Source organism: Kitasatospora sp. NPDC050543, assembly GCF_044457565.1.
In the GTDB taxonomy this organism is placed as follows: Bacteria; Actinomycetota; Actinomycetes; order Streptomycetales; family Streptomycetaceae; genus Kitasatospora.
The window spans coordinates 1-15,959 of record NZ_JBITGZ010000054.1; the positions used below are offsets into that span (position 1 = coordinate 1).

Consider the following 15,959-nt stretch of genomic DNA (forward strand, 5'->3'; position numbering starts at 1 on the left):
GGCGGTCAGATGGTGGCGGGCGGTGAACTCCCAACGGGAGAAGTACGTCTCAAGGCGGAAGTCGGGCAGCCGGGTCATGGCGTTCACTCCTCTGTTCTTGGTGCTCTCAGTTCGGCCGGCGGGTGATGGACGGTGGAGCGGACGCCCGCCTTGGCCTGGTCGTTCCGGCGTTCCGGGCCGGAACTGCCGACGGGCGGAGTCGACTCCCGGGCTCGGGGCGCCGGCCGGTCTCCCGTTCGCGAAGGGATCACCTCGGCGCACGGGCGAAGCAGAGCCGGGCCGGGTCCGGTCGGCGCACCGGCGCCCGCACCGAGGGCCGCGGTCATCGTCCACACTCGCCACATCTGGACTATAGGTCCAAGCTGGACAGAAAGTCCACGACTGGAGGACGGATTGCTTCCGCAGGGCCTGGAGAAGGTGGGCAGGGCGCAGCGCGAGCACGGCCCGGTGCTCGTCGGCGTCGGGCAGCGGCAGCCGCTGGTTTGCGGTGGTGACGGTTCAGAGGTGTCGGCGGAGGCCGCGCGGCAACGCACGGCCGGCTCCGCACCCGGGCGCCGGTCGGCGTGCATCGCGTGCGTCGGCGCTCCCTGCCGCGGGTCTGCGCATACGCGGTCGGCGTGGGAGCCGAGCCGGTGCGGTCACTCCGCCGCGTTCGACTCCCTGAGCTCGGCCAGCAGGCCGTACACGGTGGAACGGGACACCCGCAGGGCGCCGGCCACGACCGGGGCGGCCCGGCGTACCGCGAACACCCGGGCCTCGTCCAGCCGGCCGAGGACGGCGAGGCGGTCCTGGCGGGTCATGCGCTCGACCGGCCGGCCCGTCTCGCGGACGTGGGCGCCGATGATGTGCTGGATCCGCTCGGACCAGTCCTCTTCGAACAGCGGCTCGGGCCGCTGCACGGTCGGGGCTCCGAACGCGGACAGGACGGCCGCGGCCTGTTCCAGCGGCGTGCGGTCGAGGTTGATGCAGAGCACCGCCGACGGCCGGTCCGCCGCATCGCGCAGCACCGCGCTGACCGAGGTCAGCCGGCGCCCGTCGGCGAGCAGCTTCTCGTACGGCCCGAAGACGTCCTGCGCCGACGGTTCGAGCCCGTCCAGCTCGCCGAGCAGCGACGGATCCCCCGCGCGGCGGGAGGTCATGGGGTTCCAGATCTCCAGGACCCGGTCGGTGTCCGGATCATGCAGGGCCACCTCGGCGTACGGGCCGAGCAGCAGGGCGACCGCCCGGCACACCGGCGCCCACATCCGCACCCGCGGGTCGTGACTCTCTTCCGGATTCCCCATGCCCGGACTCTACGTCCGGATTGGATGGACCGTCCACAGCGTCGGGCAGGCCGGCCCGGAGCTGCGCGGCTGTCAGCACTGCGCCATGGGGCGGAAGTCGGGGAGGTGCGACAACGGTCCGACGTCGCGGTTGGCGAACCGGATCACCTGCACGCCGCGGGCGACCAGTGCGATCGCCTCGCATGCTCAGTTAATGAGCAGCGGCAGGTGCCGGCCGATTGCTAGCATTCGGCGGCGCCGGGCCGCACTGGGCTTGGGCCGGACCTTGGGGAGGATCGGCGCATGAGCACATTCCTGATCGGCGGTGGATGGGACGAGGCGGCGGCCGGACTCGTCTACGGCCCCTTCCTCGCAGCGGCCGGGGACGCTCCCACGGTGGCCTGCCTGCTGATCGACGAGGGTGACGGGGCCGAGTACTTCGCACGCTTCGAGCAGGTCCTGCGCAGGACGGCGCGATGCACTCCGGTGCCGGTTCTGGTGCCCCTGGGCGGTGCGCTCGACCTCGGCGCGCTGGACGGCGCCGACGCCCTGCTGGTGGGAGGCGGCCTGACGCCCGCCTACCAGGAGGCGCTCGCGGGCCTGGGCCCCGGGCTGTCCGCCGTACTCGCAGCGCGCGGCCTGCCCTACGCCGGCTTCTCGGCCGGCGCGGCGGTCGCAGCCGGCACCGCCCTGGTGGGGGGCTGGCGGTCCGCCGGAGTGCCGGTCTGCCCGGAGGAGACGGCCGAGGACCTGGAGGAGATCGAGCTCCGCCCCGGACTCGGACTGGTCCCGTTCACCGTGGACGTCCACGCCGCGCAGTGGGGGACGCTGCCGCGTCTGATCGAGGCCGTCGCCCGCGGCGGCGTCCGCCAAGGCGTGGCGATCGACGAGAACACCCTGCTCGCCGTGGACGGCGGCACCGCGCGCGTCTCCGGCTCCGGCCGGGTCCATCTGGTGGAGGGGAAGGCCGAGGTCAGCGTCCGCGCGTACGGAGCCGGCGAGAGCTTCGCCGTCGACCGGAGCGCATTGCGGGAAGGGATCGACCCACTCACCTGATACGCGAACGGCCGACCCGTCGCGATGCCGGGCCGCGCTTGCGCGCGGGTGTCGGCGACGGGCCACCGCTCCATGTTGTCGTGGCCGCGCGACGGCGGTCCCGGGCGAGGAGCCACCCGGGACCGGCTCAGACGAGGGTGTCGGCCATCGCACCACCGCCGGTGGCAACACCGCCGTGCGGTCGAGGCGCGGAGAACGGGGGCGTGTCCTGGGTGCAGGCCGCTCCGACCGGCGGCAGGGCGCCGGCGATGAGGTAACGGCTCTCGTACGCCTGGACGCAACTGCTTGGGTTGAGGAGGGCGGTGTGCCCGTACCCGTTCAGGGTGAGCAGGCGCGCGGAGGCCAGTTCCCGGGCCATCGCCTCGGCGTCCCGGATCGGGGTCGAGGGGTCGTAGGTGGGGTTGACCAGCAGGATCGGGTGCGCGGTGGGGGCGTTCCATGGACCGGTGTAGCGGTTGACGGCCACGGCCGGCCAGGTGGCGCACGGCTCGGCGGCCCAGGTCCAGAACCGTCCGAGATCACCCGAACGGGCGGCGGCGAACTCCTCGAACCCGTGGTACGCCAAGGGATTGCGCGGCTCGGGACTGTCGGAACAGCTCACCGCGCCGCCTTGCTCGATCCCCGCGTACGGGTACGGGATCGGCGGGGGCTCGGCAGCCGGCGGCTGCGGGACGTGGCCCTCCCAGAGCTCCTGCAGCGTCCCGGCGACGTCCGTCCAGCCGGGATGGACGACGTAGAGGGCGTTCGCCACGGCGTCGATGGTCGCGGCGTAGGTCCACGGGCCGATCGGATCCTCCCGCAGACGCAGCGTCAGCTCGTCGAACTTGGCCTCGGTCGCTTCCGGGCTCCCGGCGGAGAAGGCGCAGTGGGCCGTGTCGGCCGAGCCGCACAGGGCGAGGAACTGGTCCAGGGTCGCGGCCGCGCCGAGGTCCGTGCCCATCCGCAGGAAGAGCGGAAGCTCGGGGTCACTTGCGGAGTTGTGGTCCGTCCAGGCCTGCGGGTCGATGTTGCCGTCGAGGACCAGGGCGCGGACCTTGCCGGGGAACATGTTGGCGTAGGTGGCGCCCAGGATCGTCCCGTAGGAGATGCCGAGGTAGGTGAGTTCCGGGTCGCCCACCGCCTGGCGGAGCAGGTCGAGGTCCTGGGCGGTGTCGGCGGTCGAGACATGACGCAGCAGCTCGGGGTCACGCTGCTCGCAGAGCTGCCCCAGTTCGGCGTACGCGCTGATCCAGGTCGCCCGCTCCTTCTCGCCGACGGGGAAGCCGATCGGCTTGCTCGCGGCCCAGGCGGCGGCCTCCTCGGAACTCTCGAAGCAGTTCACCGCGGTGCTGTAGCCGATACCGCGGGGATCCCAGCTGACGATGTCGAACCGCTCCCGCACCTCCTGCGGGAAGGACTCGTAGTCCTGCGGCATCTGCACCGTTCCCGGCCCGCCCGGGCCGCCGGGGTTGAAGAACAGGGAGCCGAGGCGCGGTCCCGGGCCGGTCGCCTTCCGCTTGACGACCGCCAGCTCGATGGTCCGGCCGTCGGGGTGCCGGTAGTCCAGCGGCACCTCCGCCGTCGCGCACTCGAACGGGCTGCCCGGGAGACAGGGCTTCCACTCCAGCTGCGGGACCGGCAGCGCGGACGACGGCGCGTTTGCCTGCGCGAGGGCCGGCGCGGTGGCCATCGTCGAGCAGACGATCGCCGCGACGACAGCCGTGGTAAGCCGTCGGAGGGCCGCCGGTGGTATGGATATCTGCATATCTGTCCTTCGGTGCGTCGTGGCTGGGCGCCCGATACCGGCGGACGTGCGGACATCGGCTCGCACCCGCATCAACATCACCGCGGCCCGTTGGGGCCTGCAAGCCAACACGGCCGAATGCACCGATCCCCCGGTGCGGGCCGTGTGCCGGAACGCACCGTGGCGGCCCTGCCGCATCACTCCCGTACTCGCGGGTAGCTTCTTCTGCCCGGACTCTGGACAGCCGGGCGGAAGTGGGTCAGCATTCACCTCCATGATCCCTGCCCCGATTCCGCGGGACTCCGCGTATGCCGCTCTCCTGGACGCCCTACGCGGCGTGGCCGAGGAGACGGCGGCACTGCTGCGCGAGTCCCCCACCACCGATGTGCCGATCCCCGGCTCGCAGTGGACGGTGGGCGAGGCCGCGGCCCATCTCGCGCTGGCCAACAAGCTGATGGCCGCGTTGGCTGCGGGCGAGCAGCGCTCCTACGGCGACGGCACGCCCAGCGGCCTGGCCGCAGCGAACGCGGCGTCACTGGCCGCCTTCCCGGAGCGTGACGCTGCGGCGCTCGCCGAGGAGATCACCCGGCACACCCGCGCCTTCACCGAGGCCTTCGCCGGCCGGCCGGCGTCGGAGCCGGTGCTCACCCCGCTCGGCCCGATGGACCTCGCCACACTGGGCTCGTACCTGCTCACCCACATGCTCGGCCACGGGTACGACATCGCCCGCGCGCTGAAGCGACCGCACATGATCGACCGCCGGCGGGTCGAGCTGACCCTGCCGTTCCTGATGACCGCCATGCCCCGGGTGGTCGACGGCCGCTCCGCCGCGGGCCATACCGCCTGCTACGACCTGCGGGTACGCGGTGGTGCCCGCTTCACGGTGACCTTCCGCGACGGCCTCGCCGAGGTCTCCCCGGCTCCGGCGTCCCGCCCCGACTGCACGATCCTCACCGAACCGGTGGCGTTCCTGCTGCTCGCCCTCGGCCGGTGCGGCCCGTTCTCCGCCCTGGCCCGCGGCAGGGTCATCGCCTGGGGCCGCCGGCCGTGGCTCGCGCTGGGCTTCCCCCTGCTGTTCAGCGCGCCGTAGGAGCAACGCCGTAAGCGCTGCTGAAACAACGGCGTAGGGGCAGCGACGCGGGCGCGTGCCCGCGCGGCGTACTGAAGCGCCCGGTCAGGCGGCCCTGACGAGGGCGGGGTGCAGCCGTAGCTCACAGGCCGTCCAGCAGTCGGCGAGCAGGGTGCCCACCTCGGCGCCGCAGCGGCAGAGCCGGTTGCTGCCGGACAGGCCCTCGGGGCCGCAACAGCCCTGCGACCGGTGCTCGTCCGGGTGCTCGACGAGCCCGACCGCGTCCTCGGGGTTGAGCACGATGTCACCGGGGGGAGCCGGCACCCGCGGGTGGGTGAAGGGCTCGGGGTCGATCGCGTAGCGGCCGCGGGGGATCGTGGCCGCCGGCATCTCGCCCGGCCCCACGTCGTCGGCATGGTGGGCGGGCAGCCGCGCGAGCAACTCCAAGTCCCGGCTGAGGCTTTGGCCGCAGGCCGCACGCTGGAACACCGTCATCCGTTCCTCCCCTCCGCTACGTTCGTCCCGGCGGTGTCCGGGTCATGGGTGCGCCGCAAGCACGGTGATCCGCCCGGTCCGGCCCGGCCTTCGAGCCAGGGTCCGCAGGTACGCCCCGGGCGGGGCGGGGCGGCGAAGCCACAGCGGCACCCTACGGCCCCGCCACCCGGGCGAGCGACGCAGTTACCGCCGCCTGCGCCCGGTGGTGGACGACACCGTGGTTCTCGTCCGGACGGTCACCCGGTTACGACGGGACCGGCCGCGCGTGCCGGGCTTGACGCCGTCGGCGTTGCCCCACCGGCGTAGCGCGGCCGGCCGGATATCCAGGTGCGGGACGGCCTGGCGCATTCCTCTCGCCGAGCCGAGGGCGAGGGCCACCCGCCGGCCCCCTCGCCCGGCCGTCCGAGAGGAGTGGACCGCGGCCACGCTCCGGTCCCGGCCCGGACCCTGCCGGCGGGCGGTGCCCTGCCCCGCCACCGCCGCCCGGCAGCGCTGCGCGGGCACGGCGCGGGTCGACGGCAGGGCGGTGTGCACCGGCCGGCGCAGAGCCCGCAGAGCCGGCCAGGACCGGCGGCGGGGCCGGCCGGGGCGCGGCGCGGGCGCGAAGCGCGTGGACCGCGGGCGGGTTCCGGCCCCGGTGCTGTGCCGACGTTGACGACGGATCCACGGCCTCGGCCGGGCGGGCTCGGGGTGCACCAAGCCGCGGAAGACGGCGACCGAGCGCTCGTCCAGCAGCGCCCCGAGACCGCCCAGCGCGACGGCGCCCAGGGGGCTCAGCCCACTCGGCGTCCAGGCGTCCGGCGCCAGCCGCCACCCGGCGGGGGCCGGTCCGCCGTGGGCCAGTGCCCCCAGCAGGGTCCGGGCCCGGCGGGGACGCCGGCCATCGGGTCGGTTGAACGCCCGGGTGCCGAACCTGCCGAGCAGGTACGTCACCGCCACGAGGACGACCGTCGCCGCCAGCGGCCCGAGGACGGGCCCATCCTCCGGCAGGGCGAAGACCACCACGGCCGCGCAGGCCATCGCGGCCGCCATGAGCATCAGGAGGACGGCGAACAGCACCAGCAGCCCCAGGCAGTCGGCCAGCAGCCGGCCGAGCGACGCCCTTGCGACCAGCCGCCTCGCCCTGAGCCGGCGACCGAGGGCGTTGAGCACGCGATGGCCTCGCAGCCGGGCGCGCATCTCGGGGACCGGGCAGCGGAGCCCGGGACCGACGGCGGCGAGCAGCGCCGCCTCGACCTCGTCAGCGGGATGCGGCTCGACGACGGCCACCATCGCGGCGTTCACGTCGACGACCAGGCGCCCCTCGCGGTGCATCCGGACCAGCGCGGTGTCCACCACCCGGTCCGGCCCCCGGCCACGAAGGCCAGCTCATAGAGCGACAGTTCAGCCACCACCGAGCGCCCCCCATCGATCTTGCCTCCGAACAACCCCAGGGTACGGGTGGCCGCAAACGCCTTTCGCCGGCGGACCGCGAGGGCGCCGCGGGTGCGGCGCGGGGGCCACACGGGCGCGGCGCCGATGAAGGGGACCGCGTGAGGAATCAGCCCGAGGGGCCCCGGCGGCGGGAGTTCCCGTAGCGCCCGACGTTCCGTCATGTGCGGTTCATGTCCCGGTTGCTGGGTTTCGGATGAATTGGCCACACCCTCACTTGTACAGCCAACTCGGACAGGACTCCCGTGGCCACAGGAAGCGCACTCACGCTCACCTCCCCCGCAAACCCCCTGGAAGGGGACAAACTCACCTTCCATTGGACGACCGACGCCTCCGACGCCAAGAACTGGGTCGGCATCTACGACGGCGCCCGCCGGCCCGGCACCGGCTCCTCGCTGCTGTGGAAGTACACGCCCGGCGGCTCCGGCGACCTCCAGTTGGACACCTCGGCCCTGACCGGCGGCCCGTACACCGCGTACCTGCTCGCCAAGGACGGCTACGACGTGCTGGCGCAGAGCGCGCCCTTCACCTTCCGGCCCAGGCCCGCCGTCGTCCGCCCGCACTCGGCCGTCGACGCACTCACCGCGACCGCCGTGGCCCCGGGCGGGGCCGTCACCGTCGAGCTGGGCGGCCTCTGGTCCCGGCCGGCCGGCAACCCGGCCGGCAGCGCCGCGTTCCGCAAGGTCGGCGGCCCGGCCTGGGTGTCGGTCGGCTCCGACGGAACGCTCAGCGGTACCGCACCCGCCGGCCCGCAGCCGCACCCCGTCGTGGTGAGCGTCGGGGTCAAGGACAGCGCCGGGGCGAGCGACACCGTCACCGTGCAGATCCCGGTCACCGACCCGGCCGGGCCGCTGCGCCTGAAGACGGCGAGCTGGAACCTCTGGGACGCCGGCACGCACAGCACGGACGCGCTGGAGAAGCAGCTGCGGGTCGTACTCGCCCAGGGGCTGGACGTGCTGGCGCTCCAGGAGACCGCGGGCACCGGCGCCCAGGCGCTGGCGGACGCGCTCGGCTGGTACGCATACCAGAGCGCGGGCAGCGTGGGCATCCTGAGCCGCTACCCGCTGGCGGAGGTCACCCCGGTGACCTCGGCGCTGCCCGCCGCCGGGGCGACGGTGCAGCTGCCGGGCGGGCGCAGCGTCCGGTTCTGGGCGGCGCACCTCGACGAGGCGAACTACGGCCCGTACGCGGTGCAGGACGGTCGGAGCGCCGCCCAGGTGGAGGCGGCCGAGAACTCCTCGGTCCGCGTCCAGCAGGCCAAGGCACTGGCCGCCGTCGTGACGGCGGAGACCACCGCGCGCCGGTCCGTGATCGTCGCGGGCGCGCTCTCCTCCCCCTCGCACCTGGACTGGACGGCCGCCACCGCTGCCGCGCACGGCGGGGTCGGACCGGTCGGCTGGCCGGTGACGAAGGAGCTCCAGGCCGCCGGCCTGACCGACAGCTTCCGCGAGGAGAACCGCAACCCGGTCAAGGCACCCGGGAACACCTGGTCGCCGACGCGCAAGCAGCGCGGCGCGAAGCCCGAGCCGCAGGACCGCATCGACTACGTCCAGTACGCGGGCGCGCTCAAGCTCGTCGAGGCGCACACGCTGGTGGCCGACTGGCCGCAGCCGGACCCGAACGCCGCCGGCAACCAGTGGCCGTCCGACAGCGCCGCCGCCGTCGCCACCTTCCAGCTCTGAGAGGCCAGCCCAGCATGTCCGAGCTCTCCCGCCGCACCTTCGTCGGCGCCACCGCCGCGGCCGCCTCCGCCGCCGTCGTCGGCCTCCCCTCCACCCCCGCCTCCGCCGCCACCGCCGCGCCTTCCGGCACCATCGCGGATGTCAGGCACGTCGTCGTCCTGATGCAGGAGAACCGCAGCTTCGACCACTACTTCGGCACCCTGAACGGCGTGCGCGGCTTCGCCGACAAGCAGGCCCTGCAGTTCCCCGACGGCGGCGACGTGTTCCGCCAGCCCGACGCCCGCCGCAGCGACGGCGGCGCGATGCTGCCGTACCGGATGGACACCGGCAAGTACAACGCGCAGAACGCCGGCGGCCTGCCGCACGACTGGGCCACCGGCCACCAGGCGATCAACAACGGCGCGATGAACAAGTGGATCGCTGCCAAGGGCGAGCGTGCCATGGGCTACTTCACCCGGGAGGACATCCCCTACCAGTACGCCCTGGCCGACGCGTTCACGCTCTGCGACGCGTACTTCACCTCGCTCGCCGGCCCCACCGACCCCAACCGGCTCTACCTCTGGACCGGCACCGCCGGGCCCGGCCGCGACGGCACCACCGGCCCGTGGATCGACAACACGCCCGTCACGGACAACCCCGTCGCGGACTGGACCACCTACGCCGAGCGGCTGGAGAAGGCCGGGGTCTCGTGGCGGGTCTACCACAATCCCAGCAAGGACGACCGCACCGGCGACTACGACGACAACGCCCTCTCGTACTTCAAGCAGTTCCACAACTTCCCCACCACCGACCCGCGTTACATCAACGCGATGACCAAGTTCGACCCGAGCGACTTCGACCGGCACTGCAAGGACGGCACCCTGCCGACCATCTCCTGGCTGGTCGCGCCGTACCTCTTCTCCGAGCACCCCGAGGCGGGCCCGGCATACGGCGCGCACTGGGTCAACACGGCACTGCAGTCCCTGATGTCGAACCCGGAGGTGTGGCGGCACACGGTGTTCCTCGTCATGTACGACGAGAACGACGGCTACTTCGACCACATGGTCCCACCCACCCCGGAGCCCGGCACGCCCGAGGAGTTCACCCAGGGCCGCGCCATCGGCCTCGGCAACCGCGTCCCGCTGTGGGCCGTCTCGCCGTGGTCGCGTGGCGGCTACGTCAACTCCCAGGCGTTCGACCATACTTCCGTGCTGCGCTTCATGGAGCAGGTCACCGGTGTCACCGAGCCGAACATCTCGGCCTGGCGGCGTGCCGTCTGCGGCGACCTGACCAGCTGCTTCGACTTCGCCGCACCCGACTACTCGATTCCGCAGCTGCCGGACACCACCGCCCTGATGGCCAAGGCAGACGCCGGCACCAAGCTGCCCGGCGTCCAGCTGCCGGCCGCCGGCGCGCAGTCGATGCCCGTCCAGGAGAGCGGCGAGCGCCCGCACCGTCCACTGCCCTACCAGCCGTGGGCGGACGTGGACGTCGACCGGAAGACCGGGCGGGTGACCTGCACGATGACCAACGACGGCACGGTGGCCTTCCCGTACATGGTCTACCCGAACATCGTGCAGCCCTTCGCGGGGACCCCGTACACCGTCACCCCGGGCGCCACCGCGACCTACCTGTGGGAGGCCGCACAGACCAACGGCCGCTACGACTTCACCGTGCACGGCCCGGACGGCTTCGTCCGCCGCTTCGCCGGCACGGTGATCCGTGACGGCGTGGACGGCCAGAACGACATCGGCGTGCCGATCGTGACGGCCGACCTGAGCAACTCCTCCCGGCTCACCCTGCAGCTGGTCAACGACGGACTCACCGAGATCGGCTTCACCGCCGCGCCCAACGACTTCGCCGGCACCGCCCAGACGGTCTGGGTCAAGCCGGGCAAGCAGGTCGACCTGGTCTGGCCACTGGACCGGTACGGCCGCTACGACGTCGTGGTGACGGCCGGTACCGGCCTGCGCTTCACCCAGCGGTACGCGGGCTGGGTGCACTAGGCCGATGGTGGCCCCGCCCCTGACGGCTGCTCCGGCCGGTCGTCAGGGGCGGGGCACCTGCGAGCAATTCCCGTCGCCGATCGGACGAAGGCGCAGCTGCCGCCGGCTGCGCGGCGCGCGGGCCCGGTCGTTCAGCGGCTCGGGCGCGATGCTCCTCAGGACACCCGTTCCGGCATCCCGCTCGTCCCGTCAGGGCGTCCCAGGCTCCGCCGAATCCGCGGGTCAAGGTGCCCAGCGCCGTGCAAGCGTCCCGAACTCCCCGGCAGGGGTGGCGATCGGGACACCGTGAGGGCCGGTCGGGGTCGATCGGGCCCTCGGCGGCGGGCCGAACCCTGTGGCAGTGACAGCGTCAACCTACCGACGCCCACTTCTGGTGACTCAGCGGCGTCAGGTGAGGGCCGCCGCCACCAACGCGGCGGCCTGCTGGACCAGCAGGTTGTCCCGGGGGCCGGCGGGCGCGGACTTGGTCGACAGTACGCTCAGCACGATCGGTGACCGGTCCGGCGGCCAGACCACACCCACGTCGTTCGTGACCCCGTACTGGTCCCCGCCACCGGTCTTGTCCGCCAGGATCCAGTCGGCGGGAAGCCCCTTGCGGAAGCGCTCGGTGTTGGTCGTGTTGGCCACCAGCCAACCGGTCAGCAGCTCGCGGTCCCGATCGGGGAGCACGTCACCGAGGATGAGGCGCGCGTACGTCGTCCCGATGGCACGCGGGCTGGTGGTGTCGGTCACCCGCCACGGCTCCGCCGAGTTCAGCCGGGGCTCCCACCGGTCGAGACGGGTGATCCCGTCACCGATCGAGCGGCAGAACCGGGTGATCGCCGTCGGACCGCCGAGCTCACGGAGCAGGAGGTTGCCCGCGGCGTTGTCACTCTCGCTGACGGCGGCGGCGCACAGCTGCGCGACGGTCATGCCGTTGGCGAGATTCTCGGCCTTGCCGGTGACCGGCCCGTATTCCGAGTCCACGACGTACTTCTCGGTGTAGCGGATCCGCTTCGCCAGGAACTCACCGCCCTGGTCGAGGTCCCGCAGCACGGCGGCAGCGGCAAGGGTCTTGAAGACCGAACAGATCGGGAACCGCTCCTCCGCGCGGTACAGCAGCGTTCTTCCCGTGATCACGTGCCGAGCGAAGATCCCCAGCCGCGCGGCGTGCGCCCGCTCGAGTTCGGCCAGCTGCCCGGACACGGCGGCCTCTCCACCGGGCGCGGAGGCGTAGGCCTTGCCACCCGCGGCCAGGCCGCCGGCGGCGAGCAGCGCCCCCGTACCGAGAGTCAGTACCGCGCGCCGGGACGGGTGTCGTCCTGCGGTCTCCAAAACCATCTCCTCTCCTGCGGTCACAACATTGATCAACACGCTCGGCGGGGCATGGTGGTTCCAATTCGACTGCGATCTCGTCACAGTGACTGCTCGTCACTTCCCTCATTGCGAACGCCGGGCCCGATGGAACACCGGGCAGCCGGCGGACGATCCGGATCGTCCGATCCCTCCGACCGGCGGTGGCACTCCGCGGGCGGAGGCCGGTCCGGCGGCCGCGAGAGGACGCGGCGTCAGTGGGGCAGCGCGCCCGGGGTGAAGGTCGGCGAGCCGGGACGGGGCATCGGGATACCTGTCTGGACGGGGTCGCAGGTCGTGATCCGGCCCGCCGCGTTCCGCGCGCAGTGGCTGTCGTCACCCGGCTGGGGCCGCGTGGTGCATTCGGTACAGGGTCGCGGTGAGACCTCGGTGAGCGGGATCTTGGGCGCGGGCGCGGTCTTCGAAGCCGGCTGGGCCACCGAGCTGGGCCGATCCTTCGGAGCCGGAGGCGGGCCGGCAGGCTTCGGGGCGGACGCGGCCTTGCTCCTGGCGGATCCCGCCGCCCCCGGCTCCGGGGAGTGCGATGCGGCCGCCGAAGCGGCGGACGGGCTCGCCGTCGGCGAGGGAGCGTCAGACAGCTGATCCGACGGGCCGGCTGGGCCCGACGCCGAGGACTCGGCCGACGGGACCTCGGTGGGGTGCGGCGGTTCGGGCTGAGCCGCCGCGGGTGAGGCTGCCGCCGTCGCTTCACCGGAGGGCGGAGCGACGGCTGCCCCGGTGGCACCAGTGCCGGGTCCGGGCGTCGCCGAAGTCCCCGCGCCCCCGCCGGTCAACGCCCAGGCAGAGCCGCCGATCACCAGGAGGGCCGCCGCAGCCGTCAACAGCACCGTACGAGCACGGCTCCCGGCCGGTTCTCCGGGTACCGCCTGCGGCTCGTCCGGCAGCTGGTCGGCCTCGGTCGACATGTCGCCCCATCCACTCCACGGGCTCACGCCCCCGCCGGCGCCGACTGCTCCGGCGCTGATCACGGGGATCGTAGACCCCGGCGCTGACAAGCCCGCCAGCAGGGGGAGTCCGGTGGCTCTCAGGAGCAGGGCCGATGGCACAGGGCTGCCGGTGGGGGCGGCTGACGGGTGCGGCGGGTGGGCGACAGCGCTCCGGATCAGCCGGTGTCGGATCATTGAGGTGTGGACGTGTACCCGGCCGTCGGTGGCGGGCGGCCAGACCTCCCGGGCGTGCTCGACGTCGCTCCGACGCCCCGCACCGCGGTGGCGTGGATGCCGCCGGCGGAGCTGTGGCCCGCCATCCAGGAGATCCGCCAGGAGCACGACCCGCAGATCCGACGCTGGCCGCCCCACGTCAACCTGCTCTTCGGCTTCGTGCCGGAGTCCGACTTCGAGCAGGCGGCCCCGCTGCTGGCCGCCGCCGTGGCCGAGATCGCGCCGTTCACGGCCAGGCTCCGGGGGATGCGCAGTTTCCGGCACCGTCACTACGCCACCGTGTGGCTCGACCCCACGGCGGCCGGCCCGGCACCCTGGGCGAAGCTGTACGACGCGCTGGTGGAACGCTTCCCCCGCTGCCGGGGCCGGGCCGGCGGCTTCACACCCCATCTCTCCCTCGGACGGACCACGGATCCGCGCGGGCTCGCCGCCGACTGCGCCGCCCGGCTGGGCAGCATGTCGGCGCAGGTCGACGAGGTGGTCCTGCTCGCCCGCCGGGGCGAGGAGCCGATGCGGCCGCGAACCGTGATCGCCCTGGGCACGGGCGAGGTGCGGTGGCTCTCCTCCTCCTCCTCCCCCCCCGATGCACCCGAGCGACGGTGAACAGGCGCAGTCCTCACCCGGTTGCCTGCATGCCCGGGCCGGCCTGCCACCGTCCGCCCGCCTCCGCGGATCCGCTGGTGTCAGCGGTGCGCGGTAGCTTGCGGCCATGGGCATCTACCTGGTCAGCATCGATGAGGCTTCGGAGTGGTTCGGCGAGGAGGAAGGCGAATGGGGCGAGATCGCTGCCGCGCTGAACGAGGAGTTGACGCGCAGGGCACTGCCGCCGTACGTCTGCGCGCCGGAGGCGATGGGCACGGACCGTGACCCTGGGCCGGCCTTCGAGGAGAAGCTGATCCCCTCCATGGACGGCTTCACCGCGCTGTGCGAGGCCCACCTCTCCCCGGAGGAGGCCGAGGTCCTCTGCGGCTGGGCGGTGCTGGTGCCGATATCCCTCCACGAGGAGGTCTGGCTGCCGGTCGACATCGACTACACGGACGGGTCGACCATGGTCGCCGGTGCGCCGCAGGTCCTCACGATCGCCGAGACGCTGGCGGCAGCCATCGGCCTTCCGGCCGAGGTGCCGTCCATGTGCAGGAACCTCGAACTGACGACGTGGTTCCTGGACGGGCCGGCGAAGGACCTGGCCGCCGTTCGCCCGGGGCTCTGGTGTGAGGATCTGGACGCAGCCTTCTACGTCGCGCTGTACCTCCGGGCGGCTCAGCACTCACTCCGGCACGGCTGCCCGATCATCTACTCCTGACCTCCTCCCGCGCGCGACCCGGCACCCTCCCGTGGAGCCGCCGCGCCGGCCTGCTTCGTACCCCGAGGGGGCAGAGCCCGGCGACGAGAGACGAGCGACGGATGGTCCGGCCGACGGCCGCGCCGAGGCCGAGGCCACCGCTGGCCCCGGGTGCGGTCGGCGCACCGAGACCGCACAGACCTCGCCACACGGGCCGGCGGGACTGGGGAGTTCCTCAACTCGCCTTCGGGTACGGGGATTCGGGGAGCCGCTCGGGCGAGAGCACCCAGCCGGCGAAGGCCTCGACACCGTCCACGACCGCCTCGAAGCGCAGCGAGTGGAAGAGGTCGAAGGCGTGCTGGGCGCCGGGGAGTTCGGCGTACACCACGGCGCCGGCCGAGACGCGCCGCAGGTCGGCGGCGAAGCGCCGGGCGATGTCGACGGGCACCATGGTGTCCCGGTCACCGTGCACCAGGAGGAACGGCGGTGCGTCCGCGGTGACGTGTGCCGAGGGCGAGGACTCCGGCCCCTGGCCGTAGTAGGCGCCGTAGTAGCCGTTCAGGCCGATCACGGCGGTGACCGAGGTGTCGGCGGCCTCGAAGCCGGGCTGGAGAGCCGGGTCGCCGGGTGTGAGGGCGGCCAGCGCCGCCATGTGCCCGCCGGCCGAGCTGCCCGCCACGAACAGTGCCGCGGGGTCGGCTCCGTACGCGTGGCCGTGCTCGCGCACCCAGGCGATCACCCGCTTGAGGTCGATCAGGTGCTCGGGGTGCTCGACCCCGGGCCGCAGGCGGTAGTTGGCGCTGACGCAGACCCAGCCGCGACTCGCGAGCCGGTGCAGCAGCGGCAGGGACTGGCTGCTCTTGCGGCCCCCGCGATAGCTGCCGCCGTGCAGGTGGATCAGCACGGGGGCACCCGACGGCCGCGCGCGGTGGTGGTAGACGTCGAGCCGGTGCCGCCGGCCTGCGGCGCCGTACGGCAGATCCGTCACCCGCACCACGCCGCGTGGCCGGCCGGCGAACGGCCGGAACAGGATGCGGTGAGCGGCCGACGGCGGCGCAGTCCGGCGGCCGTCTCAGGGCCGATCGCCGCCCGCCAGTCGGCGCCCAGGCCCTCGGCCAGGGCGCGGTCGACCGCCGCCCGGCCACGCAGCCCGCGCCGAACGACGACCGCGAGCCCCGCTGCGGTGATCGCCGCCAACGCGACGACCGCCCAGCCGGCGGGCGCGTGGATGTCTCCCTGGGCGAACCCCACGGCCGTCCACAGCAGGAGCCAGGCCAGCGCGACGAACGGCAGCTCGCCGATGACCAGGCCGAGACGGAAGCTCAGGCCGGCGAGCGGCCTCGTCCGGCGCGCCGGCGCGAGGGCGAACAGCGTGCCCGCGGCGACGAACAGCACGGTCCACAGGTAACCGACAGGCACGGGACCCTCCTCCGCATCACGACCGGCCACGGATTCACCACA

Annotated in this window: 13 protein-coding genes and 1 pseudogene; 7 read left to right on the forward strand and 7 right to left on the reverse strand. The window is 73.3% G+C overall.

Annotated elements, in window-relative coordinates:
• Window positions 1-638: 638 nt before the first annotated feature.
• On the reverse strand, window positions 639-1,283 hold the full coding sequence (locus tag ACIBH3_RS33970) for a transcriptional regulator (RefSeq protein WP_396315973.1): 645 nt from the start codon (window positions 1,281-1,283) through the stop codon (window positions 639-641).
• Between the two features lie 282 nt (window positions 1,284-1,565).
• Between ACIBH3_RS33970 and ACIBH3_RS33975 the strand changes: the two genes are divergently transcribed.
• Window positions 1,566-2,318: a Type 1 glutamine amidotransferase-like domain-containing protein gene (locus tag ACIBH3_RS33975; RefSeq protein ID WP_396315974.1), complete on the forward strand. Its 753-nt coding sequence runs from the start codon at window positions 1,566-1,568 to the stop codon at window positions 2,316-2,318.
• A gap of 127 nt (window positions 2,319-2,445) precedes the next feature.
• Here ACIBH3_RS33975 and ACIBH3_RS33980 read toward each other — a convergent pair whose 3' ends face one another.
• Complete coding sequence (locus ACIBH3_RS33980; RefSeq protein ID WP_396315975.1) at window positions 2,446-4,062, reverse strand: alpha/beta hydrolase; 1,617 nt, start codon at window positions 4,060-4,062, stop codon at window positions 2,446-2,448.
• Window positions 4,063-4,315: 253 nt separating this feature from the next.
• Between ACIBH3_RS33980 and ACIBH3_RS33985 the strand changes: the two genes are divergently transcribed.
• Entirely contained in the window at window positions 4,316-5,131 is an 816-nt protein-coding gene (locus ACIBH3_RS33985) for a maleylpyruvate isomerase family mycothiol-dependent enzyme (RefSeq protein ID WP_396315976.1), read from the forward strand.
• Between the two features lie 84 nt (window positions 5,132-5,215).
• Here ACIBH3_RS33985 and ACIBH3_RS33990 read toward each other — a convergent pair whose 3' ends face one another.
• Both ACIBH3_RS33990 and ACIBH3_RS33995 read right to left on the reverse strand, forming a co-directional pair.
• Window positions 5,216-5,605 (reverse strand): hypothetical protein, encoded by a 390-nt coding sequence (locus ACIBH3_RS33990; protein WP_396315977.1) that lies wholly within the window; start codon window positions 5,603-5,605, stop codon window positions 5,216-5,218.
• Between the two features lie 183 nt (window positions 5,606-5,788).
• A pseudogene (locus ACIBH3_RS33995) lies at window positions 5,789-6,946 on the reverse strand (TIGR04222 domain-containing membrane protein); the annotation flags it as partial.
• Between the two features lie 335 nt (window positions 6,947-7,281).
• Between ACIBH3_RS33995 and ACIBH3_RS34000 the strand changes: the two are divergent.
• Window positions 7,282-8,718, forward strand: coding sequence for an endonuclease/exonuclease/phosphatase family protein (locus tag ACIBH3_RS34000; protein WP_396315978.1), 1,437 nt, complete (start codon window positions 7,282-7,284; stop codon window positions 8,716-8,718).
• Window positions 8,719-8,732: 14 nt separating this feature from the next.
• The gene (locus ACIBH3_RS34005) at window positions 8,733-10,703 is read left to right on the forward strand and encodes a phosphocholine-specific phospholipase C (protein WP_396315979.1); all 1,971 of its coding nucleotides are present in this window, start codon (window positions 8,733-8,735) and stop codon (window positions 10,701-10,703) included.
• 387 nt (window positions 10,704-11,090) lie between these two features.
• On the opposite strand, the gene bla is transcribed toward ACIBH3_RS34005, so the two are convergent.
• Window positions 11,091-12,023 carry a class A beta-lactamase gene (gene bla / locus ACIBH3_RS34010; RefSeq protein WP_396315980.1) on the reverse strand — a complete coding sequence of 311 codons (933 nt, stop codon included), beginning with the start codon at window positions 12,021-12,023 and terminating at the stop codon, window positions 11,091-11,093.
• Between the two features lie 249 nt (window positions 12,024-12,272).
• Between bla and ACIBH3_RS34015 the strand changes: the two genes are divergently transcribed.
• The 3 genes from ACIBH3_RS34015 (at window position 12,273) to ACIBH3_RS34025 (ending at window position 14,519) form a co-directional block, all read left to right on the forward strand.
• Window positions 12,273-12,638, forward strand: a complete 366-nt coding sequence (locus ACIBH3_RS34015) for a hypothetical protein (protein ID WP_396315981.1) — start codon at window positions 12,273-12,275, stop codon at window positions 12,636-12,638.
• A 545-nt stretch (window positions 12,639-13,183) separates the two neighbouring features.
• On the forward strand, window positions 13,184-13,819 hold the full coding sequence (locus ACIBH3_RS34020) for a 2'-5' RNA ligase family protein (protein WP_396315982.1): 636 nt from the start codon (window positions 13,184-13,186) through the stop codon (window positions 13,817-13,819).
• A gap of 106 nt (window positions 13,820-13,925) precedes the next feature.
• A complete protein-coding gene (locus ACIBH3_RS34025; protein WP_396315983.1) occupies window positions 13,926-14,519 on the forward strand; it encodes a hypothetical protein in 594 nt (197 codons plus the stop codon).
• Between the two features lie 214 nt (window positions 14,520-14,733).
• Here the strand turns inward: ACIBH3_RS34025 and ACIBH3_RS34030 are convergent, their stop codons facing one another.
• Window positions 14,734-15,486 (reverse strand): alpha/beta hydrolase, encoded by a 753-nt coding sequence (locus ACIBH3_RS34030; RefSeq protein ID WP_396315984.1) that lies wholly within the window; start codon window positions 15,484-15,486, stop codon window positions 14,734-14,736.
• Window positions 15,483-15,917, reverse strand: coding sequence for a hypothetical protein (locus ACIBH3_RS34035; RefSeq protein WP_396315985.1), 435 nt, complete (start codon window positions 15,915-15,917; stop codon window positions 15,483-15,485). Before ACIBH3_RS34035 ends, ACIBH3_RS34030 begins: the two co-directional genes overlap by 4 nt.
• Window positions 15,918-15,959: the final 42 nt, after the last annotated feature.